This is a genomic window from Pseudomonas sp. OF001, assembly GCF_904426495.1.
Classification (GTDB): domain Bacteria; phylum Pseudomonadota; class Gammaproteobacteria; order Pseudomonadales; family Pseudomonadaceae; genus Geopseudomonas.
The window spans coordinates 181,509-207,918 of sequence record NZ_CAJGBM010000034.1; the positions used below are offsets into that span (position 1 = coordinate 181,509).

Annotated in this window: 32 protein-coding genes and 1 tRNA gene; 29 read left to right on the forward strand and 4 right to left on the reverse strand. The window is 68.0% G+C overall.

The window, feature by feature from the left end:
* Positions 1-9 precede the first annotated feature (9 nt).
* Positions 10-870: a phage portal protein gene (locus RA210_RS16915; RefSeq protein WP_201487371.1), complete on the reverse strand. Its 861-nt coding sequence runs from the start codon at positions 868-870 to the stop codon at positions 10-12.
* Positions 782-2,842, reverse strand: a complete 2,061-nt coding sequence (locus RA210_RS16920; protein WP_201487372.1) for a terminase large subunit domain-containing protein — start codon at positions 2,840-2,842, stop codon at positions 782-784. Before RA210_RS16920 ends, RA210_RS16915 begins: the two co-directional genes overlap by 89 nt.
* 158 nt (positions 2,843-3,000) lie before the next feature.
* On the opposite strand from RA210_RS16920, the gene RA210_RS16925 reads away from it, so the two are divergent.
* The 26 genes from RA210_RS16925 to RA210_RS22030 all read left to right on the forward strand — a co-directional run bounded on the left by RA210_RS16925 (position 3,001) and on the right by RA210_RS22030 (position 22,736).
* Complete coding sequence (locus RA210_RS16925) at positions 3,001-3,912, forward strand: GPO family capsid scaffolding protein (protein WP_201487373.1); 912 nt, start codon at positions 3,001-3,003, stop codon at positions 3,910-3,912.
* 1 nt (position 3,913) lies between these two features.
* A complete protein-coding gene (locus RA210_RS16930) occupies positions 3,914-4,933 on the forward strand; it encodes a phage major capsid protein, P2 family (protein ID WP_201487374.1) in 1,020 nt (339 codons plus the stop codon).
* Complete coding sequence (gene gpM, locus RA210_RS16935; RefSeq protein WP_136490256.1) at positions 4,933-5,691, forward strand: phage terminase small subunit; 759 nt, start codon at positions 4,933-4,935, stop codon at positions 5,689-5,691. The genes RA210_RS16930 and gpM overlap by 1 nt, the downstream gene beginning before the upstream one ends.
* A 99-nt stretch (positions 5,692-5,790) precedes the next feature.
* Positions 5,791-6,252 carry a head completion/stabilization protein gene (locus RA210_RS16940; RefSeq protein ID WP_201487375.1) on the forward strand — a complete coding sequence of 154 codons (462 nt, stop codon included), beginning with the start codon at positions 5,791-5,793 and terminating at the stop codon, positions 6,250-6,252.
* Positions 6,249-6,698 carry a phage tail protein gene (locus RA210_RS16945; RefSeq protein ID WP_201487376.1) on the forward strand — a complete coding sequence of 150 codons (450 nt, stop codon included), beginning with the start codon at positions 6,249-6,251 and terminating at the stop codon, positions 6,696-6,698. Before RA210_RS16940 ends, RA210_RS16945 begins: the two co-directional genes overlap by 4 nt.
* Positions 6,688-7,368 (forward strand): phage virion morphogenesis protein, encoded by a 681-nt coding sequence (locus tag RA210_RS16950; RefSeq protein ID WP_136490259.1) that lies wholly within the window; start codon positions 6,688-6,690, stop codon positions 7,366-7,368. The genes RA210_RS16945 and RA210_RS16950 overlap by 11 nt, the downstream gene beginning before the upstream one ends.
* A gap of 15 nt (positions 7,369-7,383) precedes the next feature.
* Positions 7,384-8,502: a DUF2586 domain-containing protein gene (locus tag RA210_RS16955; RefSeq protein ID WP_201487377.1), complete on the forward strand. Its 1,119-nt coding sequence runs from the start codon at positions 7,384-7,386 to the stop codon at positions 8,500-8,502.
* 6 nt (positions 8,503-8,508) lie between these two features.
* Positions 8,509-8,958, forward strand: a complete 450-nt coding sequence (locus tag RA210_RS16960) for a DUF2597 family protein (RefSeq protein ID WP_201487378.1) — start codon at positions 8,509-8,511, stop codon at positions 8,956-8,958.
* A complete protein-coding gene (locus tag RA210_RS16965; protein WP_201487379.1) occupies positions 8,958-9,170 on the forward strand; it encodes a TraR/DksA family transcriptional regulator in 213 nt (70 codons plus the stop codon). The genes RA210_RS16960 and RA210_RS16965 overlap by 1 nt, the downstream gene beginning before the upstream one ends.
* Entirely contained in the window at positions 9,167-9,559 is a 393-nt protein-coding gene (locus RA210_RS16970) for a D-Ala-D-Ala carboxypeptidase family metallohydrolase (protein WP_201487380.1), read from the forward strand. Before RA210_RS16965 ends, RA210_RS16970 begins: the two co-directional genes overlap by 4 nt.
* Before the next feature lies 1 nt (position 9,560).
* Positions 9,561-9,923 carry a DUF1353 domain-containing protein gene (locus RA210_RS16975; protein WP_201487381.1) on the forward strand — a complete coding sequence of 121 codons (363 nt, stop codon included), beginning with the start codon at positions 9,561-9,563 and terminating at the stop codon, positions 9,921-9,923.
* A 1-nt stretch (position 9,924) separates the two neighbouring features.
* Positions 9,925-10,188 carry a hypothetical protein gene (locus tag RA210_RS16980; RefSeq protein ID WP_201487382.1) on the forward strand — a complete coding sequence of 88 codons (264 nt, stop codon included), beginning with the start codon at positions 9,925-9,927 and terminating at the stop codon, positions 10,186-10,188.
* Positions 10,185-10,472, forward strand: coding sequence for a putative phage tail assembly chaperone (locus tag RA210_RS16985; protein ID WP_201487383.1), 288 nt, complete (start codon positions 10,185-10,187; stop codon positions 10,470-10,472). Before RA210_RS16980 ends, RA210_RS16985 begins: the two co-directional genes overlap by 4 nt.
* A gap of 20 nt (positions 10,473-10,492) precedes the next feature.
* Positions 10,493-10,639: a DUF6890 family protein gene (locus RA210_RS22250; RefSeq protein ID WP_442963405.1), complete on the forward strand. Its 147-nt coding sequence runs from the start codon at positions 10,493-10,495 to the stop codon at positions 10,637-10,639.
* A gap of 3 nt (positions 10,640-10,642) precedes the next feature.
* Positions 10,643-12,580: a phage tail tape measure protein gene (locus tag RA210_RS16990; protein WP_201487384.1), complete on the forward strand. Its 1,938-nt coding sequence runs from the start codon at positions 10,643-10,645 to the stop codon at positions 12,578-12,580.
* Positions 12,577-12,894, forward strand: a complete 318-nt coding sequence (locus tag RA210_RS16995; protein ID WP_201487385.1) for a DUF2590 family protein — start codon at positions 12,577-12,579, stop codon at positions 12,892-12,894. The genes RA210_RS16990 and RA210_RS16995 overlap by 4 nt, the downstream gene beginning before the upstream one ends.
* Positions 12,891-14,066: a baseplate J/gp47 family protein gene (locus RA210_RS17000; protein WP_201487386.1), complete on the forward strand. Its 1,176-nt coding sequence runs from the start codon at positions 12,891-12,893 to the stop codon at positions 14,064-14,066. The genes RA210_RS16995 and RA210_RS17000 overlap by 4 nt, the downstream gene beginning before the upstream one ends.
* Positions 14,059-14,634 carry a phage tail protein gene (locus RA210_RS17005; RefSeq protein ID WP_201487387.1) on the forward strand — a complete coding sequence of 192 codons (576 nt, stop codon included), beginning with the start codon at positions 14,059-14,061 and terminating at the stop codon, positions 14,632-14,634. Before RA210_RS17000 ends, RA210_RS17005 begins: the two co-directional genes overlap by 8 nt.
* A 14-nt stretch (positions 14,635-14,648) precedes the next feature.
* Positions 14,649-16,238 (forward strand): phage tail-collar fiber domain-containing protein, encoded by a 1,590-nt coding sequence (locus RA210_RS17010; protein WP_201487388.1) that lies wholly within the window; start codon positions 14,649-14,651, stop codon positions 16,236-16,238.
* 8 nt (positions 16,239-16,246) lie between these two features.
* Positions 16,247-16,957 (forward strand): DUF4376 domain-containing protein, encoded by a 711-nt coding sequence (locus RA210_RS17015; protein WP_201487389.1) that lies wholly within the window; start codon positions 16,247-16,249, stop codon positions 16,955-16,957.
* Positions 16,954-17,877 (forward strand): hypothetical protein, encoded by a 924-nt coding sequence (locus tag RA210_RS17020; RefSeq protein WP_201487390.1) that lies wholly within the window; start codon positions 16,954-16,956, stop codon positions 17,875-17,877. Before RA210_RS17015 ends, RA210_RS17020 begins: the two co-directional genes overlap by 4 nt.
* Positions 17,874-18,413 carry a baseplate complex protein gene (locus RA210_RS17025; protein ID WP_201487391.1) on the forward strand — a complete coding sequence of 180 codons (540 nt, stop codon included), beginning with the start codon at positions 17,874-17,876 and terminating at the stop codon, positions 18,411-18,413. Before RA210_RS17020 ends, RA210_RS17025 begins: the two co-directional genes overlap by 4 nt.
* The gene (locus tag RA210_RS17030; protein ID WP_201487392.1) at positions 18,413-19,123 is read left to right on the forward strand and encodes a hypothetical protein; all 711 of its coding nucleotides are present in this window, start codon (positions 18,413-18,415) and stop codon (positions 19,121-19,123) included. The genes RA210_RS17025 and RA210_RS17030 overlap by 1 nt, the downstream gene beginning before the upstream one ends.
* Positions 19,096-20,049, forward strand: a complete 954-nt coding sequence (locus RA210_RS17035) for a hypothetical protein (RefSeq protein ID WP_201487393.1) — start codon at positions 19,096-19,098, stop codon at positions 20,047-20,049. Before RA210_RS17030 ends, RA210_RS17035 begins: the two co-directional genes overlap by 28 nt.
* A gap of 16 nt (positions 20,050-20,065) precedes the next feature.
* Complete coding sequence (locus RA210_RS17040; RefSeq protein ID WP_201487394.1) at positions 20,066-22,441, forward strand: hypothetical protein; 2,376 nt, start codon at positions 20,066-20,068, stop codon at positions 22,439-22,441.
* Positions 22,442-22,604: 163 nt separating this feature from the next.
* A complete protein-coding gene (locus RA210_RS22030) occupies positions 22,605-22,736 on the forward strand; it encodes a hypothetical protein (RefSeq protein ID WP_268932802.1) in 132 nt (43 codons plus the stop codon).
* 971 nt (positions 22,737-23,707) lie between these two features.
* Here the strand turns inward: RA210_RS22030 and RA210_RS17045 are convergent.
* Both RA210_RS17045 and RA210_RS17050 read right to left on the reverse strand, forming a co-directional pair.
* Positions 23,708-23,783: transfer RNA gene (locus RA210_RS17045), tRNA-Thr, on the reverse strand.
* Between the two features lie 61 nt (positions 23,784-23,844).
* Positions 23,845-24,672, reverse strand: coding sequence for a TlpA disulfide reductase family protein (locus RA210_RS17050; protein WP_136491057.1), 828 nt, complete (start codon positions 24,670-24,672; stop codon positions 23,845-23,847).
* Positions 24,673-24,802: 130 nt separating this feature from the next.
* Here RA210_RS17050 and RA210_RS17055 point away from each other — a divergent pair, with 130 nt between their 5' ends.
* The 3 genes from RA210_RS17055 to rfbD are packed head-to-tail and all read left to right on the forward strand — an operon-like array spanning position 24,803 to position 26,390.
* Positions 24,803-24,979 (forward strand): SDR family oxidoreductase, encoded by a 177-nt coding sequence (locus tag RA210_RS17055; RefSeq protein WP_136491058.1) that lies wholly within the window; start codon positions 24,803-24,805, stop codon positions 24,977-24,979.
* Positions 24,976-25,524: a dTDP-4-dehydrorhamnose 3,5-epimerase gene (gene rfbC / locus RA210_RS17060; RefSeq protein WP_136491059.1), complete on the forward strand. Its 549-nt coding sequence runs from the start codon at positions 24,976-24,978 to the stop codon at positions 25,522-25,524. Before RA210_RS17055 ends, rfbC begins: the two co-directional genes overlap by 4 nt.
* Complete coding sequence (rfbD, locus tag RA210_RS17065) at positions 25,521-26,390, forward strand: dTDP-4-dehydrorhamnose reductase (RefSeq protein ID WP_201487395.1); 870 nt, start codon at positions 25,521-25,523, stop codon at positions 26,388-26,390. The genes rfbC and rfbD overlap by 4 nt, the downstream gene beginning before the upstream one ends.
* The last annotated feature ends 20 nt before the right edge of the window (positions 26,391-26,410 follow it).

The following is a 26,410-nucleotide window of genomic DNA, read 5'->3' on the forward strand; positions in this document are numbered from 1 at the left end:
GCAATTTCGTCATTGCCCCACCGCCACCGCATCCCGCCAGCCAATGCGCCGGTCGCCCCGCAGGCTGTCGTTGACCTGCAGGAACAGCTGGGCGATCGGGCGGATCTCGTTGTTGGTGTAGACCCGGTCGATCTTCTCGATGTCGCCGAATCCGCCCACGCTCTCCGGCATGATGCCGGCCAGCGCCGGATTCATCCGCCAGGCGGCGATGACGTCGGCGCGGGTGATGTTCTTGATCTTCTCGAACTCGTCCTTGGTGGCCACGTCCCCCACGGGGATCAGCTGGATGGCCTTCTCGGTGCCGTTCGGGATGTTGACGAACATCGAGCGGAAGTTCCCCACGCCCTTGCTCGATTCGATCTGCAGTCGCAGGTTGTCCTCGTCCTCTTCGGAGAGGTCCGGATCGTTGGTGTAGAAGATGAAGCCGGCGTGGGCGCCGTTGTTGAAGTAGCGGCGGCGAAACAGGGTGGCGCTTTCGTTGAGCAGCAGGGAGTGCATGCCGCCCAGGTAGTCGGGCACGCCGTAGACGTCCTGCTCCACGTCGTAGTCCATCACGTGCTCCACCTCGTCCGCGGCGAACTCCAGCTCGCGCCCGTTGGGCAGCAGCATGACGAAGCCGCCGTCGACCTTGCGGCGCATGTTGATCGCCGGCAGGTGGCGCAGCTCGAGCACCTGGCCGATGACGTTGGTCAGGCGCTGCAGGTAGGCCTCGCCGAACACGATGAAGTCGAGCGCGACGCGGCCCATGGTCTGCGCGCTGCAGCCGGCCGAGGGCAGGAAGTCACGCAGCAGCAGGTTGCGCTTGAATTTCGGGATGGCGCCGTGGTGGGCGTTGGCCCGCAGCAGCTTGGCCAGCCCGATGCGCGACACCGGCGGTGTGTACAGGCGCCCGTCGCCGCTGGCGAATACGCCCAGGTACTCGCCCAGGTTGCGGGTCAGGACGGACTCGGGTGCGCCGAAGGTGAAGCTGCGCACCCCCTTGCGGGGCTGCTTGGGCGGTGTTTGCTCGGTCATGGGTGCCCTTCTGGAGTAGCGACCAGCGGCTGCGCCGCTTGCGGTTGGTGTTGAGGGGTTCGTTGGCCAGCGCGTGCATGACTGCCCAGGCCACGTCGGCGTGGCCGGTGGCGTCGGTGCGCGAGGCGCTGTAGGTGATCTGCCCGCTGGCGGTGGCGCCGCGCTTGATGGTCAGGAAGGCGGCGGCGATGTCGTTCCAGCCAGCGTCCCACTCGATGCGGCTGCCCTGGATGGTGTCCTGCGCCTTGAGCACCAGGGTGTTCTTGGTTTCCAGGCTGTAGTGGATCGGCGTGGCGCGCGGGAAGAAGTCGCGCACCAGGTCGAACACGCCGTAGCCGACGCCGGTGATGTCGATGCCGATGTGCTGGACGTTGAAGCGATCGCACAGCTGCTTGACCTGGCTGGCCTGGTAGGTGAACGAGTGGCCCCGCCAGCTGTGCTTCTCCAGGATGCGGAACTTGGCCCCCGGCTCCAGCGGCGGCGCCACCACCACGCAGGTGGCGTCGTCGCGCGTGCGGCTTGGGTCGTAGCCGAGCCACACCGGGCTGTTGCCGAACGGCCGCGGGTTTTTCGGGTCGGGGTCGTAGTCGTCCCACAGCTCGCGGTCGGAGTAGCAGCGCTCGAGGTCGGCCAGGGCGAAGGCGCTCTGGGTGCTGTCGATGAACTTGCACATGAACAGCTGCTCGAAGCGGTCCTCATCGTACTCCAGGCGCAGGCGCTCGATGTCGAACAGGTCGCAGCCGCCGGCGATGGCGTCCGGCAGGGTGATGACCTTGCGCCACTGGCCGTCCGGGCAGAGCGCGCCGGCGTGGATCTGCGCCTCGCTCGGCCACTCCTGGCCGAGCTTCTTGCCGCGCTTGCTGTTGCGGAACTCCTCGCCGGTCCAGAACGGGTAGGCCTGGTGGCTGACGGCGCTCGGCGTGGAGAAGTAGGTCTTGCGCCACTTCTTGTGCGAGGCCATGGCGCCGGCCAGGTTGTTGAGCTTGTCGAAGTCGCGGATCCAGAAGTACTCGTCGACGTAGACGTGGCCGTGGTGGCCCTGCGCGGTGCTGCTGTTGGTGGAGAGGAAGCGCAGCTCGGCCCACGGCTTGCCGTCCTTGCTCAGCACGATGGGGTTGCCGGAGAGGGTCAGGCCGAACCACTCGGCGGCGAAGGCGACGATGTAGCTGCGGAAGATCTCCGCCTGGGCGCGGCTGGCGGACAAGAACATCTGGTTGTCGCCGGTCAGCACGGCGTCCATGAAGGCTTCGGCGGCGAAGTAGTAGGTGAGGCCGATCTGCCGGCTCTTGAGCACGTTGCGGATGCGCGCGGTGAGTGGGTTCTGCTTCGCCTCGAACAGCTCCAGCTGGTAGCCGAACATCTGGCTGGTGAACTTCTCGACGAAGTCCACTTCGGTCAGGCCGGTGACGTCGTTCTTCGGCGGCTTTCCGCGCTTCTCGCCGTGGCCACCCTTGCCGCCCCGGCCGCCGCGTTCCCCGCTGCGGCGCCGCTCCGGCTGATCGCCTTCCTCCGCGGGTTCAACGGCGGGTGCCGGCGCCGGCCTGGCGGCCTGCTTCTGCAGTCGCTCGCGGATGGTGGTGAGGCGGTCGAGCTCGTCCAGCTCGGCCTTGCCGAGGTTGCCCGGGCGCTCCAGCAGCAGGGTGATGCGCCGGCTGACGGCGGCCAGCGGCTCCTCGTCCGCGAGCATTTCGTCCCAGCCGCCCTTGGCGATCCAGTAGTAGACGATACGTATATTCGGCAGGCCGAGCTGCACCTGGATCTCCTTCGCCTTGCAGCGGCGCAGGTACAGGCGTTTGGCGGCTTCCTTCACTTCTGTGGCGTATGGCATGGGCGCAGTCTAAGCAGGCGCCGCGCAGCGAATTAGCGCGCAAAATACGCAAATCTCCTAGATTGAGCAGATAGGAGAAGCTATCAGGCAAAGTATTTGAGGGAGGCGCATCCGCTCCCTATGGTTGCGGCATCGACCACCCGAAGAGCCCGATGCCGATGCCCCGCTCCCTCGTCTCCGACTGGAAACGTGTCGCCACCAGCGGCAAGACCGCCGACGGCCGCACCATCGCCGCGCAGGACCTGCGCGACATGGCGGAGAACTACGACCCCGCCCTCTACACCGCGACCATCTGGTACGAGCACATCCGCTACTTCGGCAGCCTGGGCACCGTGGCCGAGCTCAAGGCAGAGGATGTGGACGGCGGCAAGGTCGCTCTTTACGCCCGCCTGCAGCCGAACGACACCCTGCTGCGCCTGAACAAGGACGGCCAGAAGCTGTTCGCCAGCGTGGAGATCCAGCCGAACTTCGCCGACACCGGCAAGGCGTACCTCTCCGGCATGGCGGTCACCGACGAGCCGGCCAGCGTGGGTACCGAGGCGCTGCACTTCTCCCGCCGCGCCGGCGCCGGCAACCACTTCGGCAACCTGGAGCCGCTGGGCGATCTGGCCGTCCAGGAGGACGCCGAGGCCGCCGCCATGTCGTTCTTCACCCGCCTGTTCAAGGCCATCGGCGTAGGCCAGGCCGCCACCCCCGCATCCCCCGCAACCCCCAACAGCGAGAGCACCCCCATGGATCAGAAGACCGTCGAGGCGTTCGCCTCCGCGGTGGAGAAGCTCGGCACCGTGGCGACCAGCCTGGAGCAGAGCGCCGCCAAGTTCGCCGCGCAGGCTCCGGCCGGCACCGGCACCACCACCCAGCCCGCCGCCACCGGCGCCGATGGCAAGGCCGCTGGCAGCGGTACCGAGCAGCAACCGGCCGCCGGCGTCAGCACCGAGCAGTTCTCCAGCCTGGAGGGCAAGGTCGACAAGCTGACCGAGCTGTTCAGCTCCGCCCTGAACCAGGGCAAGGGCAAGGACGTGCCGGCCACCACCGGCGCCGCCAGTGACCAACAAGAGGCCGTGTACTGATATGGGCATGAGCACTGCAGCACGCGCTAAATTCAGCGCCCTGGCCGTCGCCATCGCGGCCACCTACGGCGTCGAGTCGGCCCGCCAGGAGTTCAACGTCACGCCGACCCACGCGCAGACGCTGAACGAAAAGATCACCCTCAGCTCGTCCTTCCTGCAGCGGATCAACGTGATCCCGGTCAGCGAGATCAAGGGCGAGAAGGTGATGATCGGGGTCAGCGGCACCGTAACCGGCCGCACCAACACCACCACCACCGACCGCGAGGCGCGCAATGTGCTCGGCCTCGACGGGCAGCCCTACGAGCTGTTCAAGACCGACAGCGACGTGGCGCTGAAGTACGCCACCATCGACGCCTGGGCGAAGTTCCCGAACTTCCCGCAGCGCTACTCCGCCGCGGTGCTGAAGCAGATCGCCCTGGACCGCATCATGATCGGATGGAACGGCACCAGCGTGGCCGCCACCACCGACCGCGAAGCCAACCCGCGGCTGCAGGACGTGAACAAGGGCTGGCTGCAGATCGCCCGCGAGCAGGCGCCGCAGCAGGTTATGGCCCAAGGCTCCAAGGTAGCCGGCAAGATCCAGATCGGCGCCACCGGCGACTACAAGAACCTCGACGCCCTGGTGTTCGACGTGTCGCTGATGATCGACGAGGAGTTCCGCGACGGCGGCGACCTGGTGGCCATTGTCGGCCGCGAGCTGCTGGCCCATGAGAAGGGCAAGCTGTACGCCGCCCAGGGCGACACCCCGACCGAGAAGGAACGCATCGAGCTGGCCCAGGTGATCGATACCTACGGCGGCCTGCCGACCTACACCTGCCCGCACTTCCCGGGCAAGGGCGTGGTGGTCACCAGCTTCGACAACCTGTCGATCTACTTCCAGGACAGCAGCTGGCGGCGCCACATCCAGGAGAACCCCAAGCGCGACCAGGTCGAGGACTACAACAGCCGCAACGAGGGCTACGTCATCGAGCAGCTGGGCAAGTTCGCCGCCATCGAAGCCGACAACGTGGAGTTCGTCTGATGAGCCTGGCCCTGGCCCACAAGCGCCGCCTGCTGGCTGAGCGCGCGGCTGGCAAGGCCCCGGGCAAGGCGGAGGCCTACACCCCCGCCACGGCCCTGGCCGGCCCGGCCAACGCGCAGAAGCACCTGAAGCTGATGGAGTCGGCGCTGGCCGAGGATCTGGCCCGCATCGCCGACATCAACAGCCGCGAGGCCCGCCAGCAGCTCAAGCGCGACGAGCTGCTGCCCAAGTACCTGCCCTACGTCGAGCGCTATCGCGAGTCCGGCCTGAACCACCCCAACCCGGTGCTGATGCAGGTGCTGGTGTGGCTGTTCGACACCGCGCAGTTCGAGCAGGGCCTGGAGCTGGCCGAGTTCGCCATCGCCCAGGGCCAGCAGCTGCCGGAGCGCTTCAAGCGTGACGTGCAGACCTTCGTCGCCGATGAGGTGATCGAGTGGGCCGAGGCCGAGCACAAGGCCGGGCGCAACCCGGAGCCCTACGTCTCGATCCTGCTGCCGCGCGTTGATGGCAGCTGGGATGGCTTCGCCACCGGTGGCGACATCGAGCGCGCCCCGGGCTGGGAGCTGTTCGAGCGCATCCCGGCTCGCTTCCACAAGCTGCTCGGAATCATCGCCCTGGAGCGCGAGGAGTGGGCCAAGGCCATCTCGCACTTCGACCGCGCCACCGAGCTGTACCCGGAGATCGGCGTCGGCACCCGCCGCGCGCAGGCCGACAAGGCATTGCGTCGGCAAGGCGCAGACACCGCGCAGGGCGAATAACCGTCTTCCCACCCCCAGCGGGGCCTGTCCTGGCGTTACGGCTGCATGCAGCCAGCAACCCCAACGACAGCCACCCCGCCCTATTGAGCGACCAGCAGCATGAGCTTCTCCGGCAAACCCACCACCCTCGTCGACCAGGCCATCGCCAACGATGGCTTCTGGCCCGACCTGTCGGTGAGCGAGTTCCAGCATGGCTACCGCCTGCCGGCGGAGTACCTGCGCGAGCTGCTGGTCGATGGCATCGCCCTGTCCATGGGCGAGGTGAACCGCGACCTGGCCAGGCGCAAGGCCGCATGGCAGGCCGCCGGCATCGCCAACGTCGAGACCGCCGACCCGCTGCTGCTGCCCGAGCGCGCCTTCATGGCGGCCAGCTACAAGCGCGCGGTGTACTGCCGCGCCAAGGCCTACCTGCTGCAGCAGTTCGCCACGGTGAACCGCCGCGAGTCGGCGGAGAACCTGGGCAAGGAGGCGCCGGAGCGTAGCGAGCAGTTCCTGGCCTTCTCGCAGCAGGCGGTGCGCCTGATCCAGGGCCGCGGCCGGATGACGGCGGTGCTGCTGTGAACAAGCTGCGCGCCCTGACCGCCTATCTGCTGGAGCGCCGCCTGGTGCTCGAGGAGCAGCTCGACAGCTGGGCCGAGCAGGTGTCGCTGAGCCTGGTGTGGAAGCCGGACGTGAACGGCATGCACCTGGGCGACATGCGCTACCGCGCGGTGATCGTCCTGGAGCGCTTCGCCGACCACCCCGGCCGGCTGATGGCCCTGCTCGGCAGCTGGCTGGAGCGCTTCGACGCCGACCGCGCCGACGACGACCTGCCGGCGCCGACCTTCGACATCGAGCAGCTCGACCCGGACACCGCCGACGTGGAGATCACCGTCGAGTTCATCGAGCCGCAGTACCTGGCCGAGGACGCGGACGGCGAGATCGAGGCCTTCGGCCAGCGCTGGGCGTTCGTGCCGTTCGACCTGTGGGTGGCGGAGCAAGGCGAGGTGGCCAGCCATGGCGCGTAGAACCTTCGAGCTGGACGCCCGCGGCTACCTGGGCGTGCGCGAGCAGCTGGCACTGCTGGAGCTGCCTGCGCAGCTGCGCCGCCGGCTGCTGAACAACGTGGCCAAGCGCGTGCGGACGATGAGCCGCCAGCGCATCCGCAACCAGCAGAACCTGGACGGCTCGCCCTTCGCACCGCGCAAGAACCCCGAGAAGGGCCAGAAGAAGATGGAGGCTGGCCTCGGCAAGCTGTTGTTCGTCACCCGACTCACCCCGGACGAGGCCGAGCTGGGGTGGCGCAACGGCCTGACCCGCTGGATCGCCGCGCAGCAGCACCACGGCAAGTCCGAGCGCCGCACCGCTGCACAGATGCGCCGCTGGAACCGCGTGCTGCCCAACCAGGGCGCCTCCGAGAGACAGGCCAAGCGCCTGAGGCGCCTGGGCTTTCGCGTGCGCCAGGCCGGCAAGAAGAGCCTGAGCAGGCCCTCTGTCGGCTGGATCCAGGAGCACGTGCAGTACCACCAGGCCGGCCTGCTGATCCGCATCCTGCAAGGCGAAAAGGCCGAGGGCAGCGGCAAGCAGAGCTGGGAAATCACCCTGCCCAAGCGCCAATTCCTCGGCGCGAGCACCGAGGCCGACACCCGCCGGCTGGTCAACGCGGTGCTCGAACAAATCCTCAATTCCCCCCGCTAGCGAGGCTCAGCCCACATGGCACTCGGCAAAGTCAGCGTCAACAACCTCAACCTCGGCCAGGGTGCCGTCACCGAGATCGAGCGCTATTTCCTGTTCATCGGCCCGGCCACGGCCAACGTCGGCCAGCTGATCCCCCTGAACACCCAGAGCAATCTGGACACCGCCCTGGGCGCCGCGTCGAGTGAGCTGAAGACCCAGATCGCCGCGGCGCAGAAGAACGGCGGCGACCGCTGGGCCTGCCTGGCGGCGCCGATCGATGCCGTCGGCGGCGACTGGGCCGACGCCCTGGAGCAGGCCATGCAGCAGGGCCACTCGGTGGAGGCGGTGGTTATCACCAGCCCGGTGACCACCGGCGCCGAGCTGACGGCGATGCACGACGCGGCCGTGGCGCTGAACAACACCTACGGCCGCCGCTGCTTCGTGATGGCGGCCAGCGCCGGCATCGACCCGGCGCTGCAGACCTGGGCGCAGTACCTGTCCGAGCAGCAGGCGATCACCCTGAACGTGGCCGCGCCGCGCGTGCTGGTGGTGCCGCAGCTGCACGGCAACGACCTGGGCGTGCTGGCCGGGCGCCTGGCCAACGCGGCGGTGAGCATCGCCGACAGCCCGATGCGCGTGGCCAGCGGCCCGCTGCTGGGCCTGGGCGCCACGCCGGTGGACTCGGCCGGCGTGCCACTGCCCTCGGCGATCCGTTCCGCCCTGGACACCGCACGCTTCTCCGTCTCGCAGACCTATCCGGACTACCCGGGTGTGTTCTGGGGCGACGCCAACATGCTCGACGCCCCGGGCAGCGACTTCCAGGTGGTGGAGTACCTGCGCCTGGTCGACAAGGCCGCGCGCCGGGTGCGCGTGCTGCTGATCCAGCGGGTGGCCGACCGCCGCCTGAACAACACGCCCAACAGCATGGCGGCCAACACCAGCGCGCTGATGGCGCCGCTGCGGGCGATGGCGCGCAGTGCGGCCTTCGCCGGCCAGGTGTTCCCCGGCGAGATCGAGCCGCCCAAGGACGGTGACGTGGTGCTGGTGTGGCAGAGCAAGACCAAGGTGGAGGCCTACATCAAGCTCCGCCCGTACAACTGCCCGAAGGACCTGACCGCGAACATCGCCCTCGACCTTTCCACCGACTCGGAGTAACCGCGCATGGCACGCATTGGCGGCAAGAACTTCGACGTGAACCTGGGCGACCTGATGGTTCACGTCGAGACCTGCACCCTGGACATCACCGACAACACCGCCGTGGCGCAGGACCGCGGGGTGCCGAACGGGCACGTCGACGGCGACGTGTCGGCCAGCGGCGAGATGGAATTCGATACCGCGAACTTCAACCTGCTGATCGAGGCGGCCCGCAGCGCCGGCAGCTTCCGCGAGCTCGCGCCGTTCGACTCGGTGTTCTTCGCCAAGGCCGGCGAGGAGGAGCTGAAGGTGGAGGCCTTCGGCTGCAAGTTGAAGGTCAGCAGCCTGCTGAACATCGACCCCAAGGGCGGCGAGAAGACCAAGCACAAGGTGCCGTTCGACGTCACCAGTCCGGACTTCATCCGCATCAACGGCGTGCCGTACCTGGCCGCGGCCGAGATCGAGGGCCTGCGCTGATGACCGATTGGCTCGACCGCGCGAAGGAGCGCGAGGAGCTGGAGCGCGAGCTGGCCCTGAATGCCCAGCGGGCCAAGGCCGACTTCTCCGCCCCCAGCCTTGACGAGTGCGCCGAGTGCGGCGAGCCGATCCCCGAGGCGCGCCGCGCCCTGGGCGGGGTGACCCGCTGCGTGGCCTGCCAGACCCTGTTCGAGAAGAGCACCCGCCGATGACCAAGAGCCCCTGGCCGAACTTCAGCTACGCCGAGCTGCGCTGCCGCTGCGGCAAGTGCGACAGCGACGGCTCCGAGATGGACCCGGCGTTCATGGCGCAGCTGCAGCGCCTGCGCGAGCTGTACGGCAAGCCGCTGGTGATCACCAGCCCCTACCGCTGCCGTCGGCACCCCGCGGAGGCGCGCAAGGCCACACCGGGCGCGCACAGCCTGGGCTGCGCGGTGGACATCGCCTGCAGCGGCGCCCAGGCCGTCGAGATCCTGCGCCTGGCGATGACCCTGCCGTTCACCGGCATCGGCATCGACCAGAAAGGCGGCGGCCGTTTCATCCACCTGGACATGGCACCGGACGCCCCCGGACGCCCGCGTCCGACGATCTGGAGCTACTGAGATGCCGTTTCTCAGCGAACTGGAACTGCGCCACGTGCCGGGCGGCGACACCTGGAAGGTGGCCAAGCCGCTGCAGTACCGCGACCGCCGGCGCCGCCTGGTGGTGGTGCCGATCGGCTACCGCACCGACCTGGCCAGCGTGCCGCGCATCGCCTGGCGCATCGTGCCGCGCGACCACGGCCCGGCGCGCCGGCCGGCGGTGGTGCACGACTACATCTACACGAACCAGACCCACCGCTTCAGCAAGGCGCAGGCCGACCGGATGTTCTACGAGGCGCTGCTCGAGGAGGGGGTGAGCAAGCCCTTGGCCTGGCTGATGTACGCCGCAGTGCGCCTGGGTGGGCGCGGCAACTGGAGCGCCTGACATGGAGCTGATGGAGAAGCTGATGGAATCGCTGCCCGACCTGCTGCTCAGCGGCGCCCTGGCCTTCCAGGTGTTCCTGTTCCGCCAGATGTCCGAGACCCGCCGCGACCTCCAGGAGCTGCGCGTCGAGCTGGCCGGCAACTACGTGCGCACCGACGCGATCGAGCGTCTCGCGCAGCGCTTCGACGACACCGTGCGGCGCCTCGAGGACCGCCTGGAAACCCACTTCTACACCATGACCCAACGAGAGAGATCGCCCGCATGACCGAGAAAAGCCAGATCGTCCTGATCGTCGGCGCCGCCGAGTTCAACTTCAACATCGCCGCCCAGGACGTGACCAAGTACTTCAACGCCATGACCCCTGCCAACAAGGTGGCCCCGGCGCACAACCTGCTGGTGACCACCGTGCAGGCCGACCAGCGCGATGCGCTGCGCCCGCTGCTGGGTAACCCGGTGCTGACCATGAAGCTCGCCGGCGCGCTGCTCGAGGAGTACTCGCCGGACGTCGAGGTGACGGTAAAAAAGCCCTCGAGCGAGCCGAACGACTGACCGAGGACGGCCTGGGCCAGCTGCTGGCCCTGGCCGAACGCTGGCTGCCCGGCGCCGAACCGACGGCGGAAAACATGGGCACGGCCAAGTGGCTGGAAGACGAACACTGGAGACGCCTGGAGATCGCCGTGGCCAACGGCATCGCCCGGGCGCTCAACGGCAGGTAACCGATGGCTGACACCAACGCCGCGCTGAACTTCATCCTCAAGTTGACCGATCAGGTCACCGCGCCCCTGGGCAAGGTGAAGATGGGCTTCAACGACCTGGCCGAGAAGGCGCAGGCGAACATCGTGCAGATGGGCGCCGGGCTGGCCGGCATGGTCGGCGCCGGCGTGGCCATCAACGAGGCCCTGCAGCCAGCGCTGGAGATGAACCGCCGGCTGGCCGAGGTGCGCTCGCTGGGCGTCGCCGAGGAGGCGCTGGACCGGCTGAACAGCAAGGCGCTGGAGTTCAGCGTGGCCTACGGCGAGAACGCCGAGGAGTTCGTTGCCTCGGCCTACGACATCCAGGGCGCGATCTCCGGGCTGGTGGGCAGCGAGCTGTCCACCTTCACCACCGCCTCGGCGATCATGGCCAAGGCGACCAAGGCCAGCGCGACGACGATGTCCGACTACGTCGGGACGATGTACGGCATCTTCCAGAAGCAGGCCGACGCCATGGGCAAGGAGAACTGGATCAACGATCTTGCCAGCCAGACCGCCTACGCCCTGAACATCTTCAAGACCGACGGCGAGGGCATGAGCCAGGCGTTCACCTCGCTGGGCGCCTCGGCCCAATCGGCCGGCATCTCGCTGACCGAGCAGATGGCCATCATGGGCACGCTGCAGGCGACCATGAGCGGCAGCGAGGCGGGCACCAAGTACAAGGCGTTCCTCGCCGGCGTCGGCAATGCCCAGAAGGAGCTTGGCCTGTCCTTCGTCGACAGCCAGGGCCGCATGCTGCCGATGCTCGACATCCTGGAGAAACTCAACGGCAAGTTCGGCGACACGCTGGAGGTTGCCGAGGCCGACCAGTTGAAGAAGGCGTTCGGCTCCGACGAGGCCATGGCGCTGCTCCAGTTGCTGATGCCGCAGGTCGACGGACTGGGCAACAGCATCGAGTCGCTGGGCAAGATCAAGGGGCTGGACTACGCGGCGAACATGGCCAAGGTGATGGTCGATCCGTGGCAGCAGTTCGGCGCGGCGGTGCAGGGGCTGCGCATTGCCTTCGGCCAGGTGCTGATCCCGATGCTGACGCCGCTGATGGAGCGGCTGACCGGCATCGCCGGCACGCTGACGCGCTGGATCGACATGTTCCCCAACATCGCCAGGGTGGTCGGCATCGCCACACTTGCGGTGTTCGGGCTGACTGCTGGAGTGGCGGCGATCACCTTCGCGGTGGGGCTGGCGAAGATGGCCTGGCTGGCCTTGTCCGCCTCCATCTGGGCCAGCCCGATCACCTGGATCGTGATCGGCATCGCTGCGGTCGTGGCGGCCGTGATCTGGGTGACCAACCACTGGGACGAGCTGAAGGCCTCCTTCGGCAATACGGCCTGGTTCCAAGCGCTGGTGTCCGTGCTGACGCCGGTGGTGCTGCTGTTCCGCGTGTTCGGTGCGCTGCTCGAGGTGCTGTGGGTCGGCCTGCAGATGGGCATCGGCTACGGCTCGCAGTTCGTGGCCTGGCTGCTCCAGCTTGAGGCCGTCACCAGCACGGCCAAGGCGGTCTGGGATGGCTTCATCTGGGCGCTGACCAACGTGTCGCCCTTCGCCCTGCTCGGCGATGCCCTGCAGTACCTGATCGGGCTGCTGAACAAGATTCCGGGCATCGAGATCGACGCCAGCTTCGGTGACATACCGACCATGCCTGAGCTGCCCGGAACCGCCCCGGCCATGTCCGCTGCCGAGCAGGCCGTCCGCGCGCAGAAGGCGCAGGAGACCATCAACGCGGCCATCCCCAGCCTTTCCCCGCAACGGCCGGCAGCGGTGCCGCCCGGCGGCCTGCTGACCAGCATCCAGAACACCCAGACGCAGAACCGCGGCAACCATATCGAGAAGGTCGAGATCCACACCGGCAAGGCCATGAGCCCGCTGGAGCTGGAAAACATGATGAGCATGGCGGTGGGCGGATGAGCGAGTACATCGACCTGCTGATCGTCAACAACGACCTGGCCCTGGACGCCGGCCGCCAGCCGCTGCTGGTGGATGACCGGGCCAGCATCGCCCAGGACATCGCCCACATGATCCGCGACAGCGGCCTGCTGGTGACGCTGGTGGCCGAGCGCGACCGGCTGCGCCAACGCGACTGCATCCAGCAGCTGGAGCTGCTGGTGGAGACCGACGAGCGCCTGGTGCCTGGCACGGCGCAGATCGTCCAGGTGGAGCCGGGCCAGTACCTGGTGACCGCCAAGACCCTGAAGTTCGGCAGCATCGAGGTGAGCTTGTGAGCGACGTGGACTTCAAGAAGGCGCTGGCCGACGCCGGCATCCCGACCACCGAGGCCGGGCTGCGCGCCGCCTGGGAAAGCGAGGCCACCGCGCAGGGCAGCCTGCTCAGCAACACCAGCGCCTACTCGCCCTTCTGGCGGGTGGTCAACGCGCTGGTGACCAAGCCGGTGCTGTGGCTGCTGGAGTTCGTCAGCGGCACGGTGCTGCCGAACTTCTTCGTGAAGACGGCCCGCGACAGCTGGCTGGACATGCTGGCCTGGCAGGTGAACGTGGAGCGCAAGGCGGCCACCCGCGCCGAGGGGGTGATCCTGTTCACCCGCAGCACCACGGCGGGCGCCCTGGAGGTGCCGGCCGGCACGCGGGTGCGCTCGGTGTCGATCAACGGCAACGTCTACGAGCTGGCCACCCTGGCGGCGGCGAGCTTCGCCGATGGTCAGGCGCAGCGCGAGATCGCGGTGCGCGCGGTGGCCGCCGGCAGCGGCTACAACCTGGCCCCGGGCTACTACGCGATCCTGCCGGAGCCGGTGACCGGCATCGTCCAGGTGGTGAACGCGGAGAACTGGCTGACCCAGCCAGGCACCGACAAGGAGCCCGACGACGACCTGCGCCTGCGCGTGCGCAACCAGTACTCGGCGGTGAACCAGTGGCACACCGATGCGGTGTACCGGGCGATGATCACCTCGTTCCAGGGCGTGCGCGCCGACGGGGTGTACTTCGAGCACAACGCGCCGCGCGGCCCGGGCAGCGCCAACGCCTACGTGCTGTTCGAGGCGGACACGCCGGCCGAGAGCTACCTGGAGCAGATCAACGCCTACATCAACGACCAGGGCAACCACGGCCACGGCGACGACCTGCAGGTGCTGGCGATGCCGGAAACCCTGCACGACGTGAGCCTGACGGTGTGGCCGAAGCCGACGGTGGGCGCCGAGCAGCACGCCGCGCTGCAGGCGGAGATCGAGCTGTTCATCCGCGCCGCCTTCCGCGAGAGCACCGCCAGCGACTACCAGCCGACGCTGACCTATCCGCAGTCGCGCTTCTCCTTCAGCCGCCTGGGCGAGGAGCTGCACCAGCAGTTCCCGGGCATCGACTCGCTGCGCTTCGCCAACGAGGACATCGTTTCGGAGTTGGCCATCCCGCGCCTGCAGATCCTGACGGTGACGATCGATGCTTAAGCTCAGCCTGCCGTTCTGGCTCGACGGTACCGAGCTGGCCAAGCTGCGCGCCGCCGCGCAGAACTGGTGGGGCAAGGTCGAGAACTGGCTGCGCTGGCCGCTGCTGCAGCTCGATCCGCTGACCTGCCACCTGACGGTGCTGGACCTGCTGGCCTGGCAGCGCGACATCTCCCGCTTCGTCGGTGAGCCGGAAAGCCTGTACCGCCTGCGCGTGAAGTGGGCCTTCAGCAACGCGGTGGACGCCGGCAGCGGCGCCGGGATGCTGCGGATCTTCCAGCGCCTCGGGGTCGGCTACGTGGAGCTCGAGGAGCGCTTCGACCCGGTCGACTGGGACGTGATCCGCCTGCACCTGACCGATGCCCAGCTGAGCCGCTCGCCCACCCTGCTGCGGGTGATCACCCAGCAGTATGGGCGCACCTGCCGCCGCTACGAGTTCGCAACCATCACCCCGGTGTCCGTCGGCATCGTCCTGGCCGACTTCAACGACGACCAGCAGACGCTGGTTGCGCGCCTGGAGCCGCCGGTGGTGGTCATCAACGAATTGGCGCTGGTCGCCAGCCAGCCCTGACCCAGGAGTACCCCATGGCAGCAAGCATTACCCTCGCCGGCGAGGATCTGATCGCCCAGAAGCAGGCCGCCCAGGAGGTGCTGACCGTCGCCCGCTTCGTGCTGGCCAACGTGCCGGGCCTCAACCACAACGCGGCCGTGGACCGCGCCGCGGGAATGCCGCCCGCCGGGCAGATCGTGCACGTCGCCGAGGTGACCCGCTCGGGCTACGTGAACCCGCGGCAGGTGGTGTACAGCATGATGGTCGGCTCCAACGTCGGCGACTGGGACTTCAACTGGATCGGCCTGGAGACGGAGGAGGACGTGCTGCTGGCGGTGGCCTACGTGCCGACCCAGCAGAAGCGCAAGAACATCCCGCCGCTGCAGATCGGCAACAACATCACCCGCAATTTCCTGGTGGAGTTCAACGGCGCTCAGGAGCTGACCGGTCTGACTGTGGATGCCAGCACCTGGCAGCACGACTTCACCGTGCGCCTGCTCGGCATCGACGCGCGCGAGCGGATGAGCAACCGCGACACCTTCGGCCGCGCCTGCTTCCTGGCCGACAGCCTGCAGATGGAGAAGATGTTCGGCGCCTACCAGCTGAAGGCCGGCATCGCCTACGTGGAAGGCATCCGCGTCGAGCTGGTCGAGCCGGTGGGCGTGCAGCTGCCGGCGCTGCCGGCCAAGGCCTGGCTGGACGTGGCCCTGGAGCGGCAGGCCAGCGACGTGGTGGCGAGCTGGCAGGTGGTATTCGGTGCCGACCTGGTGGACACCACCGACGCCAACGGCGTTGCGCACTACCGGGTGCCGCTGGCCGACATCCCGGATACAAGCACCATCACCGACCTGCGCACCGTCGAGCCGATCGGCGGCGCGCTGGTGCAGCACTTCGCCGCGCGCAACGGCGACTACGCCAACCTGCGTGCCCGGGCCACCACCAAGGCGGACGTGGGCCTGGGCAACCTGCCCAACGCCAAGAGCGACGACCCGACGACCGACAGCAGCGAGATCCTCGCCACCACCAAGGCGGTGCTGGCCAGCAAGAAGTCAGTGGAGGACCCGCTGGTCGGCCAGGTGGCCACCTTTGCCATGAGCGCCGCCCCCAGCGGCTGGTTGAAAGCCAACGGCGCGGCGGTATCGCGCATCACCTATGCGGCGCTGTTCGCCAGGATCGGCACGCTGTACGGCACCGGCAACGGCAGCACCACCTTCAATCTGCCGGACCTGCGCGGCCAGTTCCCGCGCTACTGGGACGACGGCCGCGGCATTGACACCGGACGGGCACTGGGCAGCGACCAGGATGGGGCGATCCAGAGCCACGGGCATACGGGTAGCACGGGGGCGAATGGCGGGCACACTCACACTGGCTCCACCAGCACCGATGGGGCACACAGCCATGATGTGCCTGTGCACTCTGGGATTTGGCCGTCCGACGGGCCGACCCCCTGGGGCTCCTCCGCGGAGCCGAACACCAGCAAGGCATCCGGCACGTCCGGCAGCCACGGGCACATCCTCAACATCAACCCCGTCCCCGACCACACCCACCCCGTCACCATCAACGCGACAGGCGGGGCCGAGACGCGCCCGAGAAACACCGCGCTGCTCGCCTGCATCAAGTACTGAGGCCGCCCATGACCACCAAGACCGTCTACCAAACCGACCACCTTGGCATCTACGTCGGTACCGCCGTGGCCGACCGTTCGCCGCTGGAGCCTGACGTCTGGCTGCTGCCGGCAGGCTGTGTCGAGGAGGCGCCGCCGGCGGTGCCTGAGCGCAAGGCGGCGCTGTGGGACGGCGAGCACTGGCAACTGATCGACTCCTACCAGGGCCTGACCGCCTACAACGTGCAGACCCGCGAGCCGATCACCATCGAGCGCCACGGGCGCCTGCCGGCCGGCTACACACTGGAGGTGCCCGGCGCGCAGCAGGTGTGGAACGGCCACCAGTGGGTGGACGACATCCCAGCGCTGGTGGAGCGCCGCTATGTCGAGCAGCTGCAGGCGGTGAACGCGGCCTGCGAGGCGGAGATCTCCGCCGGTTTCTGGTCCTCGGCGCTCGGCGCGCCGCACCGCTACGACACTCTCCTCGAGGACCAGATCAACCTGACGGGCATGGTGCTGCGCGGCCTGGATGGGCCCTATGCCTGCCGCGACGAGCAGGGCACGAAGGCCTTCCGCCAGCACAGCGCCGAGCAGCTGCGCCAGGTGGGCGACGAGTTCACCGCCTTCAAGCTGGACCGTCTGCAGAAGGTGCATGCCCTCAAGGTGCTGCTGGCCGAGGCGCGCGCGCTGGGCGATCTGGACGCCATCGAGGCGCTTGGCTGGGAGGACGAGCGGGCATGACCTGGGCTCCGATCACCCTGCGCTGGCCCGAGCAGGCCACCCAGTGGCTGGCCGACCTGGACGCGGCCAAGACGCTGGCCGGCAGCGAGCTGGCCAGCACCGGGCTGCGCCTTTCCTCGCTCGATGGGCTGGCGACGACCAACCCTGGCCCGGTGGGCGCCGCGGCGCAGGAGGCGATCGCCGCCGGCCGCGCGGCCCTGGCCGGCGCGCTGGGCGAGGCGCCGGCCTGCCTGGTGGTCACCCCGTTCCAGAGCGGAATCGGCCAGGGCGCGGGCCTGCAGCGCTACTTGTCGGCACCCAACGTGCGGCAGCAGCTGGCCGGCAAGCTGACCGACAGCAGCGACGAGGCGCGCCCGATCGGCCCGCAGTACGCGCTGGTCGTGCTGTTCCTGGCCACCCGCTACGACCAGTTCGCCACCACCCTGGCGCGCTTCAACGCGCTGCTGCCGCTGCCCGACCTGCAACGCGCCGAGCGCCGCGCGCAGCGGCTGTTCGATCTGGAGACGGAAAAGTGGGAGCTGCCGAAGGCCGGCGCGCTGCCGCGCTGGGGGCAGCTGCCGCTGGAGCGCTGCACGCTGACCAAGGCCGCCAGCCAGGCCATGGCCGGGCAGCTGGCGGTGCTGGAGAGCTACGCCGCCGACGGCGCGCCGCTGGCCGAGCTGGGCGCCCTGGCCGCACGCAAGGCGGCGCAGGCGGCGGCCCGCGACCAGAAGCTGGCCGACCTGCAGGCGCTGCTCGCCGGCGGCACGCCGGACACCAGCATGCGCGCGAAGCTGATCGGCCCCGGCGACGGCGCCGAGCTGCGCCGCCAGCTGCTCGAGGGCGAGGCGCCTGGGCATGAGTGGGCGCTGTCGGCCGGCGTGATGCTGGTCGGCTCGCTCGATGGGCTGTCCTTCGTCAGGGAGCTGGTGGGCCTATGACTCTGCTGCTCGATGGCGAACAGGTGCGCGGCAAGGGCCTGAAGGTGACGGCCAACCTGCGCATCGAAAGCGACGACCTGTCCGGCCAGACCAGCAACACGGACTCGGCGCACAAGGGCTTCAAGCCCAAGACCCTGACCGTCTCGCTGCTGATCCGCTTCGCCGACGCGGCGCAGCTGCGCAGCCTGATGAGCCTGGCCGAGGCCACCGAGGGCGGCAGCCAGTTGAAGACCTACCGCATCGTCAACGACACCGCGGCAGCCTTCGGCGTGCGTCAGGTGCAGTTCTCCGACGGCGTGAGCGCGCGCGAGGACGACAGCCTGGCCGCTTGGCGGGTGCAGTTCACCCTGGCCGAGAAGCTCTCCAACCCCGAGCGGGTGGAGAAGCGCCGCGCCGGCAACGCCGTCACCACCCAGTCGGCACCCGGCCAGGCGGTGGCAGGCAGCAGTGCGGGGAGCGGCGCCGCAACCGAGCCCGCCCAGGAGCTGACCGGCTTCGAGGCGACCCTGAAGAAACTCGACGACTGGCTGGCCTGATGAGCATGAAGCTGCACAAGGTGCTGACCATCGCCGGCACCGCCTACGACCTGGTGAAGGACGAGGTGCGCCTGGAGCTGCGCAGCCCTGGCCGGGCGACCTTCACCGTCCAGGCCGACGCGCCGGTGAAGGGGCTGGTGACGCTCGACATCGGCTACAACCAGGCGCCGCTGCAGCGCCACTTCATCGGCTACGTGGAGCACTGCACCGCGGCCAACGCCAAGCAGCAGGTGCTGTTCTGCCGCGAGCTGGCGGCGATCCTGGCCAACCCGCTGCCGCTGAACCTGCGCCACGTAGACCTGCGCGCGGTGCTGGCGGCGATCGGCGAGCGCACCGGCCTGCGCTTCCGCGTGCCGGAGCAGCCCTACGCGCAGGTCAGGGCGCCGTTCTTCTACAGCCTGGCCAGCGGCTACCAGGCGATGGACAGCCTCGCCCGGGTGTTCGGCATCGCCGACTGCATCTGGCAGCAGCAGGGCGACGGCGAGGTGTTCGTGGGCAGCTGGGCGCACAGCTTCTTCGGCGCCCGCGCGGCGCTGCAGCTGCCGGTCGAGCTGTTCGACGGCTACCAGGGCAACCAGAGCGCGATGGTGGCGGCCCTGCCGGGCCTGCGACCGGGCGCATCGATCAACCAGGGCGAGCGGGTCACCAGCGTGACGCTCGCCGGCAACCAGATGGCGATCCGATGGACGACGCAATCCGCCGCAGCGTAGAGCGGCAATTCCCTGAGCTGGCCGGCGGCTACCACCTGCCGCGCTTCGCCCGCGTGGTGGCGGTGGCCGACGCGCCGGCCGGCGCCGGCCTGTGCGACGACTTCCGCCCGCGCTTCGCGGTGGACGTGGAGGTGCTCGGCCCGGACGGCGAGCCCGACGCGGCGCTGCCGCTGCTCGCCGGCCTGCCGTTGCCGCTGCCGGTGGGTGGCGAGGAGATGGGCTTCTTCGCCTTCCCCGAGGAAGGCACCACGGTGGTGGTCAGCTTCGCCTACGGCCTGCCGCACAAGCCGTACATCCAGAGCATCCTGCCGCACGGCCTGAGCCTGCCGCGGGTGCCAAAGGGCGACCAGGTGTGGCAGCACAGCGAGGCCGCGCAGCAACGCGTTGACGCCGACGGCAACTGGCTGCGCCAGACCGACGGCAAGATCCGCGACCAGGCGATCGAGCGCGAGGTGGAGGCCATGGCCAACACCGAGCACTACCAGAGCCACAGGGTGGAGGTCGGCGACCACGCCACCGAGACGGTGGGCGGCATCAAGAAAGTGGAAGCGCTGGGCGCGCTGAAGCTGCTGTCCGGCGGCTCCGCCAGCCTGGCGGCGCTGGACGATCTGCACCTGGCCACCGGCCGCGACCTGAACCTGGTGCTCGGCCAGAAGGGCAACGTCACCGTCGGCGGTGACCTCGAGGAGCGCATCCAGGGCCTGCGCCGCAGCGTGGCGGATACCACCTGGATCGGCTCCGGATCGGTCAACGCGCTGCAGATCCTCTGCGACCTGATCGACCTGGTGGAACAGCTGGCCCAACAGGTGGCCGCCCACACCCATATCCCCGGCCCACAACCGAGCCCGGGCGACGCCTCGGCCTTCAGCACGATGGCCGCCACCGCCGCCGGCCTGCACGGCCAGCTCGCGCCGATCACCGCTTGACCCCAAGGAACACGACATGGAACTGAAGAACTTCTTCGCCCAGGATGACCAGGGCAACCTCCTCGGCGGTGCGACCTGCTACCTGTACGCCCGCGGTACCGAGAACCTCGCCGCCGGCCTGCAGGCCGCCAACGGCACCGCCCTGGCCAACCCCTTCACCGCCGACGCCAAAGGCCTGATCCAGTTCGCCGCGCCGAACGGGCTGTACGACCTGCGGGTGGTGAAGGGGCCGCGGGACTACCGGGTGCGGGTGCAGTGCGTGGATGTCCAGGAGAGCGTGGCCGATGCTGAGGCGGCGGCAGGCCGAGCGGAGGTGGCGCGGGATGCGGCACAGTTGTCGGCTGGGGTGTTTGCGGATACGGCGGCGGGGTTGGCTGGGACGGCAAGTGGGGAGTACTTCAGTGTTCCGAGCGCATCGAGCGACGAGTATTTGGCCCTCTATCGCAACATTTCTGGATTAGCACAGGACACTGGAAAGCGATATCCGTCCGAAGTTCTGGTCACTGCCGTTAAAGCGAAAGCCGACGTCATGTATCAAGCTGCCCAGAGCCTGATCAACGATGTGACGGAGACGCTGCATAACGGTACGCTCAGCAATGGCTATATCCGCTTTACAGATGGCGTGTATGCAGCATCAACTGCCTACCGGACAACTGAATACATCGCCATCAATGCGACCGACGAGATATATGTGGATTGTTGGTCGCAGTCATCCATAGGTGTGGCCATAGCGTACTACGACAACGCGAATAACTATCTAGGCTACGAACTGCACGGCACCGGCACCGGCACTGCCCATCCCAACTACAAGCTGACGATCCCGGGGGGCGCCACCAAGGTTCGCGTCAGCGGCTACAATACGTACCCTCCAGTCGTGCGCCGCGTCACCGGGCGCGAGCTTGACGTCTATGGCCGCACCGTGTCCGACGGGCGCTATCAGCAACTGAGCAAGAGCATAGACACCGGCCGCTATGGCATCCGCTGGCAAGTGGCGTCCTCATCGTCAGATTGCGAACGCCTCGGAGCTGCGGTCGGGATGACAGCACAGACCGTGATCGGCACCGGAACGGCCGGAGGCGCCAACAGTTTCGACAGCGTCTATCCGTGGTCACAGATTAAGCGCTGCGCGGTGTCGACGCTTGCCAGTGGTGCTACCCGCATACTCTACGAGACTGATGCCGGCTATGCCGCCGATGGTTCTGCGGGCGACATCATGCTGGAGATCCCGCTTTTCTATCATGAGCGCTCGATAATCGGCGGCTACGAATACCGCTGGATCAGCGCCGTTGGTACTCAGCCGCATCCGGCGTTCATCGAGGGCGGGCGTGTGCTTGACCGGATCTACGTCTCCGCCTTCGAGGGAAACATCGAGGCCGGTGTACTGTACTCGCGGCCCGGCGTGCTGCCGACCAGTAACGAATACCCGCAGACATTCCTAGATGCTGCAACCGCGAAGGGGCCCGGCTGGACACTGTTCGATTCGAGAACCCTGGATGCCTTACAGAACCTGATGTGGATCGAGCACGGCAAGCGCAACAGCACGCTGATCATCGGCCACGGCATCTCCGACATGATCCAGCCTCGCACCGACTATCTACCGATTGTCGTCGCATCCAGCAGCACCAATACGCTGGTGACAGATCGCGCGCTGTCCAACAACGACCAGGAGCGCCTGTGGCCGGGCGCGGACATCCTGATCTGCGATACAGAGCAGGCCAACATTGTTGCGCGACGCAAGGTTGTTTCGGTGAGCATCAATTCGCCGGTTGTCGGACAGTCGTCGGTTGTGGTCGACGGCTCCGCCATTGCGGTCACCACGAGCATGTTCTTCGGCGGTGCTCCGCAGACCACCGGACAGACCGATGCCATGGACTACCACACTGGTCGCCTTGATCGCGCCAAGGCGATCCAGGCTTCGACCATTTCCCGTGATCGCTTGAACTGCAATCGGTATCGGCGCATCGAGAACCTATGCGGCAACGTCTGGCACTGGCTGCCGGACGTGCACTTCGTCGATCAAGTACTGTACGTCTCCGATGACATCACAGATTACGAGTTCAATAAGGTGGGCGGGAGCTATCGTCCATTGGCCGAGCCTATCCAACTGCAGCAGGGAAATACAGGAGGCGTTGATCCAGTCTGGGCCACGGAGCTTGCCTTCGATCCGGTCCGGCCAAAGGTTCCGATGACGTCTGTCTCAATTGTCGGCGGCAGCGAAACCACCTATTTCGGTGCCGCCCACTACCTGGAGACTGGGGCGCAGGCTGTCATCCATGGCGGCGGGTTCGATCACAAGGAAAGGACCAATATCGCCACCATGCGCGCGTGGGGTGAAGCCGGCACACGGCGCTGGTATCTCTATGGGGCACGCCTGCAATTTAAGCCGATTTGACATGACAAATCTTTCACGTTCTATCCACACCATTCACAGCCCGCCACCCGGCGGGCTTTTTCATGCCTGCGCCTTACGGCCAGGAATCGGAAAGTGCATCCATGAGGCGCTCACCACCTCGCATAGCATGACTGCCCGACAAGAACCGCCGAAGGAGGCACCTATGTCCGAGCAGAAGAAAACCCAGCCGGCCGAGCCGGAGATCCAGGTGATCACCGAGGTCATCCGCATCCCACTCCCCGGGGGCGGAGTCGTGCAGCAGAAGCGTGAGCGGGTGGTGATGCGCCGCCGCTGAGGCGCAACGCATCCAGGAGCAGGGGCAGACCGCCCCTGCTCCACTGGAAAACCTCCCGCCCCGACAAAACCCAGCCACCAAACGCACTTATCCCCCTCCCGCCGACGCGGCTTGTGCACTTTTTTTGTGCAACCTGGGCATGAGGTGAACGGCCGGCCCCAGCCCAGGCGCGGCGCGGGCTTGCGCTGACAGGCCGGAATTTCACTGCGTGAAAGGAATTGCTGGGCTGCGAAATCATTGGCACGGCCTGGAGATTCGCACGGCCCTCTGGGCACATCATGAAATGCGGCGATCATCTTCCAACACCAACGAAAACTTGGCGAACGCTAGTTTTTCCATCCGCGATCACGTCAAGCCTGCAACGGCCAAGCGACAGCGCTGTCCGGCGTAACAACTCGCTGGAGGCCACGCCGCTCCTGGTGCTCGTTCAAATCATCGGTGCCCGATGATTTCACTCCGCAGCACCCACAGCTGCACCAGGAACGATGGAGCCATGAATGGACATCTGGATGGGATGCAGGATCGTTGGTAGGGGGTGGGGTCTGCAGAAAGAGTAATTTCTGCAATCTCGCCTGGTAACCGGGCTGGAGGCCCCGTCGTTCGTGGCTTTCACGATTACAGGCAGGAGTAACAAGGAGGTAACTGAAAAGGTAATTTTTTGCTAAGCGCCTGATTTATAAGGCTTTTTTCTTGAGCGGAAATCACCTATCAAAAGAGTAATCTGGTTACTTCAAGGTTACTCAAAGATTACCTTTTGCCGTGAGCAGAAAGCCCAGCATTTTCAACGGGTTGCTGGCCAGCGTCAGGAAAGGTTACCGATGTTACTCTTTTTTTTGCCCCCCCCTGTACCTTGGCTGGACGCTCCGCCTATGGGGGTGGCGCTTCAGGTCTGCGCCTTTTCCTTGTTACGCGCCTTGTTACGCGAAGGCTTGTCAGCATCCAGCCAGATCGGCTGCAGGCCTTGATGTAGATGGTGCCGGCACCAGGAATCGAACCCGGGACCTACTGATTACAAGTCAGTTGCTCTACCAGCTGAGCTATACCGGCAAGAATGGGTCCGGATTATAGCGACTGAGGCGCTGGAGTAAACCGGAAAATGCCTGAATCTTCAGGGTCTTGCGCCATCCCCCGGAGGCTGGCGGATGAACTGCAGGGCGTGGCGCAGGCTGGCGGGGGACAGCTCGCCCAGGTGGCTGTGGCGCAGACGGCCTGCGGCGTCGTAGAACAGGGTGGTCGGCAGGGCGCGCGAGCCGGCCAGTTGGCCGAGCTGGTTGCCGCCATCCAGCAGCACGTCCTGACCGTCGATGCCCTGGCGGGCGAGGAAGGCGGCAACCTCGGCGGCGCCCTCGCCCTGGTTGACCAGCAGGAAGCGCACGTCGGGCTCGCTCTGCCGCGCGGCCAGCAGCACCGGCATCTCGCGCCGGCACGGCGGGCACCAGCTGGCCCACAGGTTGATCACCAGCGGCTGGCCGCGCAGTTCGTCGAGCAGCACCGGCCGGCCGGCGAGATCGCGCAGGGTCAGTTCGGGCAGGCGGCCGGCGCGTTCGAGCTGGTGCAGGGCCAGGCTGGCCCCGCCCCAGACCAGCGCGCCGGCCAGCACTCCGAGCGCCAGCGGGCGGCGCAGCGCGGCGCGGCGCCAGGCCCGGATCGCGCCGATCAGCAGCGCGCCGAGCACCCCGGGCCAGAGCAGGAAGCCGCCGTCACGGATGTCCAGCGCCTGCCAGGGGGCGGCGGCGTAGTCGCCCGCGTACTGCAGCACGAAGGCCAGCCGCGCCAGCACGAGGCCGCCGAGCAGCATGGCGAACAGGGTCGGCTCGGGATCGAGGCGCTGCCGTCGGCCGGCCCACCAGCCGACGGCCCAGGCGGCGGCGAAGGCCAGCAGCAGGAGCAGGTAGCGCACCGGCAGGGCCAGCGGGCCGAGGTCGAGGGTCAGCATCGGTGCTCCGGGGCGGCAGGCGGTGGCATCGGGTATCCTTGTGGCTGGGCGGCGGGCGGCCATCTTCGCCCGCACCACGCAGCGGAGCCAGCCCGGCGCCGTTACCGGAAATGACCTGCGGAGACCGCGCATGCGCATCCTGCTCACCGGCGGTGCCGGCTTCATCGGCTCGGCGCTGGTGCCCCAGCTGATCCGTCAGTGCGGAGAAGCGGAGATGTATCTGAGCAATCGCGGCCAACATGCCGAGGTGCTTGCCGAATGCGATCCGGCGCAGCGCTTGGAACACCTGCTGGAGGAACTGCCGTGAAGGCCATCGCCACCGCCCTGGACGGCGTGCTGATCCTCGAACCCAGGGTGTTCGAGGACGCGCGCGGCTGTTTCTTCGAGAGCTGGAACGCGCACACCTTCGCCGAGCTGACCGGCATCGCGGCCGAGTTCGTCCAGGACAACCATTCGCTGTCGCACCGCGGCGTGCTGCGCGGCCTGCACTACCAGCTGCCGCCGGCCGCGCAGGGCAAGCTGGTGCGCGTGGTACAGGGCGCGGTGTTCGACGTGGTGGTCGACCTGCGCCGCGGTTCGAGCACCTTCGGCCGCTGGCTGGGGATCGAGCTGAGCGCGGCCAACCGCCGCGAGCTGTGGATTCCGCCGGGCTGCGCGCACGGCTTCCTCAGCCTGGCCGACGACACCGTCACCCTGTACAAGACCACCGCCGGCTACAGTCCGCGGCACGAGCGCTGCATCCGCTGGGACGACCCGGCCCTGGCGATCGCCTGGCCGCTGGCCGCCGCGCCGCTGCTGTCGCCGCGCGATGCCGAGGGCCTGGCGCTGGCGGATGCCGAGGTGTTCCCGTGAAGATCCTCCTGCTCGGCGCGCACGGCCAGCTCGGCCGCAGCCTCGCCCCGCTGCTGGCCAGCTTCGGTGAACTGCAGGCGCTGACCCGCGCCGAACTGGACCTGCACGACCTGCCCGCGCTGCGCCAGTGCCTGCGCCGCGAACGGCCGCAGCTGGTGGTCAACGCCGCGGCCTGGACCGCGGTGGAACAGGCCGAAGGCGAGCCGCAGGCGGCCTTCGCCCTCAACGCCGCAGCGCCGGCCGCGCTGGCCGAGGAGGCGGCGGCGCTCGGCGCCTGGCTGCTGCACTACTCCACCGACTACGTGTTCGACGGCCGCCTCGGCCGCCCCTACCGCGAGGACGACGCCTGCGCGCCGCTCAACGTCTACGGCCAGAGCAAGCGGGCCGGCGAGCAGGCCATCGTTGCCGCCGGCGGCAAAGCACTGATCCTGCGCACCAGCTGGCTGTACAGCCGCCACGGCCGCAACTTCCTGCTGACCATGCAGCGCCTGCTGCGCGAGCGCGCCGAGGTGCGGGTGGTCGCCGACCAGTTCGGCAACCCGACCAGTTGCGCCGCGCTGGCCGCCGCCAGCCTCGCGCTGGTGGCGCGCATCGCCGCCGGCAATCCCGGCCCCGGCGGCCTGTACCACGCCAGCTGCACCGGCGGCGCCAGCTGGTACGAGCTGGCCGAGGCGATCGCCGCCGACCTGCGCGCCCGCGGCGAGCCCTGTGCGCGCCTGCTGCCGATCGCCGCCGCCGACTATCCCAGCGCGGTGGCGCGCCCGGCCGACTCTCGCCTGGACTGCAGCGCCCTGCAGCGCGACTGGGGCGTGGCGCTGCCCGACTGGCGCACGGCGCTGGCGGCCTGTCTGGCCGGCCCCGCATAATGCCGGCCGATCCACCGCCG

Coding starts and splice junctions, on each gene's coding strand:
- RA210_RS16920 (WP_201487372.1), bottom strand. CDS start 2,842: ATGCCATACGCCACAGAAGTGAAGGAAGCCGCCAAACGCCTGTACCTG.
- RA210_RS16925 (WP_201487373.1), top strand. CDS start 3,001: ATGCCCCGCTCCCTCGTCTCCGACTGGAAACGTGTCGCCACCAGCGGC.
- RA210_RS16930 (WP_201487374.1), top strand. CDS start 3,914: ATGGGCATGAGCACTGCAGCACGCGCTAAATTCAGCGCCCTGGCCGTC.
- gpM (WP_136490256.1), top strand. CDS start 4,933: ATGAGCCTGGCCCTGGCCCACAAGCGCCGCCTGCTGGCTGAGCGCGCG.
- RA210_RS16940 (WP_201487375.1), top strand. CDS start 5,791: ATGAGCTTCTCCGGCAAACCCACCACCCTCGTCGACCAGGCCATCGCC.
- RA210_RS16950 (WP_136490259.1), top strand. CDS start 6,688: ATGGCGCGTAGAACCTTCGAGCTGGACGCCCGCGGCTACCTGGGCGTG.
- RA210_RS16955 (WP_201487377.1), top strand. CDS start 7,384: ATGGCACTCGGCAAAGTCAGCGTCAACAACCTCAACCTCGGCCAGGGT.
- RA210_RS16960 (WP_201487378.1), top strand. CDS start 8,509: ATGGCACGCATTGGCGGCAAGAACTTCGACGTGAACCTGGGCGACCTG.
- RA210_RS16965 (WP_201487379.1), top strand. CDS start 8,958: ATGACCGATTGGCTCGACCGCGCGAAGGAGCGCGAGGAGCTGGAGCGC.
- RA210_RS16970 (WP_201487380.1), top strand. CDS start 9,167: ATGACCAAGAGCCCCTGGCCGAACTTCAGCTACGCCGAGCTGCGCTGC.
- RA210_RS16975 (WP_201487381.1), top strand. CDS start 9,561: ATGCCGTTTCTCAGCGAACTGGAACTGCGCCACGTGCCGGGCGGCGAC.
- RA210_RS16980 (WP_201487382.1), top strand. CDS start 9,925: ATGGAGCTGATGGAGAAGCTGATGGAATCGCTGCCCGACCTGCTGCTC.
- RA210_RS16985 (WP_201487383.1), top strand. CDS start 10,185: ATGACCGAGAAAAGCCAGATCGTCCTGATCGTCGGCGCCGCCGAGTTC.
- RA210_RS16990 (WP_201487384.1), top strand. CDS start 10,643: ATGGCTGACACCAACGCCGCGCTGAACTTCATCCTCAAGTTGACCGAT.
- RA210_RS16995 (WP_201487385.1), top strand. CDS start 12,577: ATGAGCGAGTACATCGACCTGCTGATCGTCAACAACGACCTGGCCCTG.
- RA210_RS17005 (WP_201487387.1), top strand. CDS start 14,059: ATGCTTAAGCTCAGCCTGCCGTTCTGGCTCGACGGTACCGAGCTGGCC.
- RA210_RS17010 (WP_201487388.1), top strand. CDS start 14,649: ATGGCAGCAAGCATTACCCTCGCCGGCGAGGATCTGATCGCCCAGAAG.
- RA210_RS17015 (WP_201487389.1), top strand. CDS start 16,247: ATGACCACCAAGACCGTCTACCAAACCGACCACCTTGGCATCTACGTC.
- RA210_RS17020 (WP_201487390.1), top strand. CDS start 16,954: ATGACCTGGGCTCCGATCACCCTGCGCTGGCCCGAGCAGGCCACCCAG.
- RA210_RS17025 (WP_201487391.1), top strand. CDS start 17,874: ATGACTCTGCTGCTCGATGGCGAACAGGTGCGCGGCAAGGGCCTGAAG.
- RA210_RS17030 (WP_201487392.1), top strand. CDS start 18,413: ATGAGCATGAAGCTGCACAAGGTGCTGACCATCGCCGGCACCGCCTAC.
- RA210_RS17035 (WP_201487393.1), top strand. CDS start 19,096: ATGGACGACGCAATCCGCCGCAGCGTAGAGCGGCAATTCCCTGAGCTG.
- RA210_RS17040 (WP_201487394.1), top strand. CDS start 20,066: ATGGAACTGAAGAACTTCTTCGCCCAGGATGACCAGGGCAACCTCCTC.
- RA210_RS22030 (WP_268932802.1), top strand. CDS start 22,605: ATGTCCGAGCAGAAGAAAACCCAGCCGGCCGAGCCGGAGATCCAGGTG.
- RA210_RS17050 (WP_136491057.1), bottom strand. CDS start 24,672: ATGCTGACCCTCGACCTCGGCCCGCTGGCCCTGCCGGTGCGCTACCTG.
- RA210_RS17055 (WP_136491058.1), top strand. CDS start 24,803: ATGCGCATCCTGCTCACCGGCGGTGCCGGCTTCATCGGCTCGGCGCTG.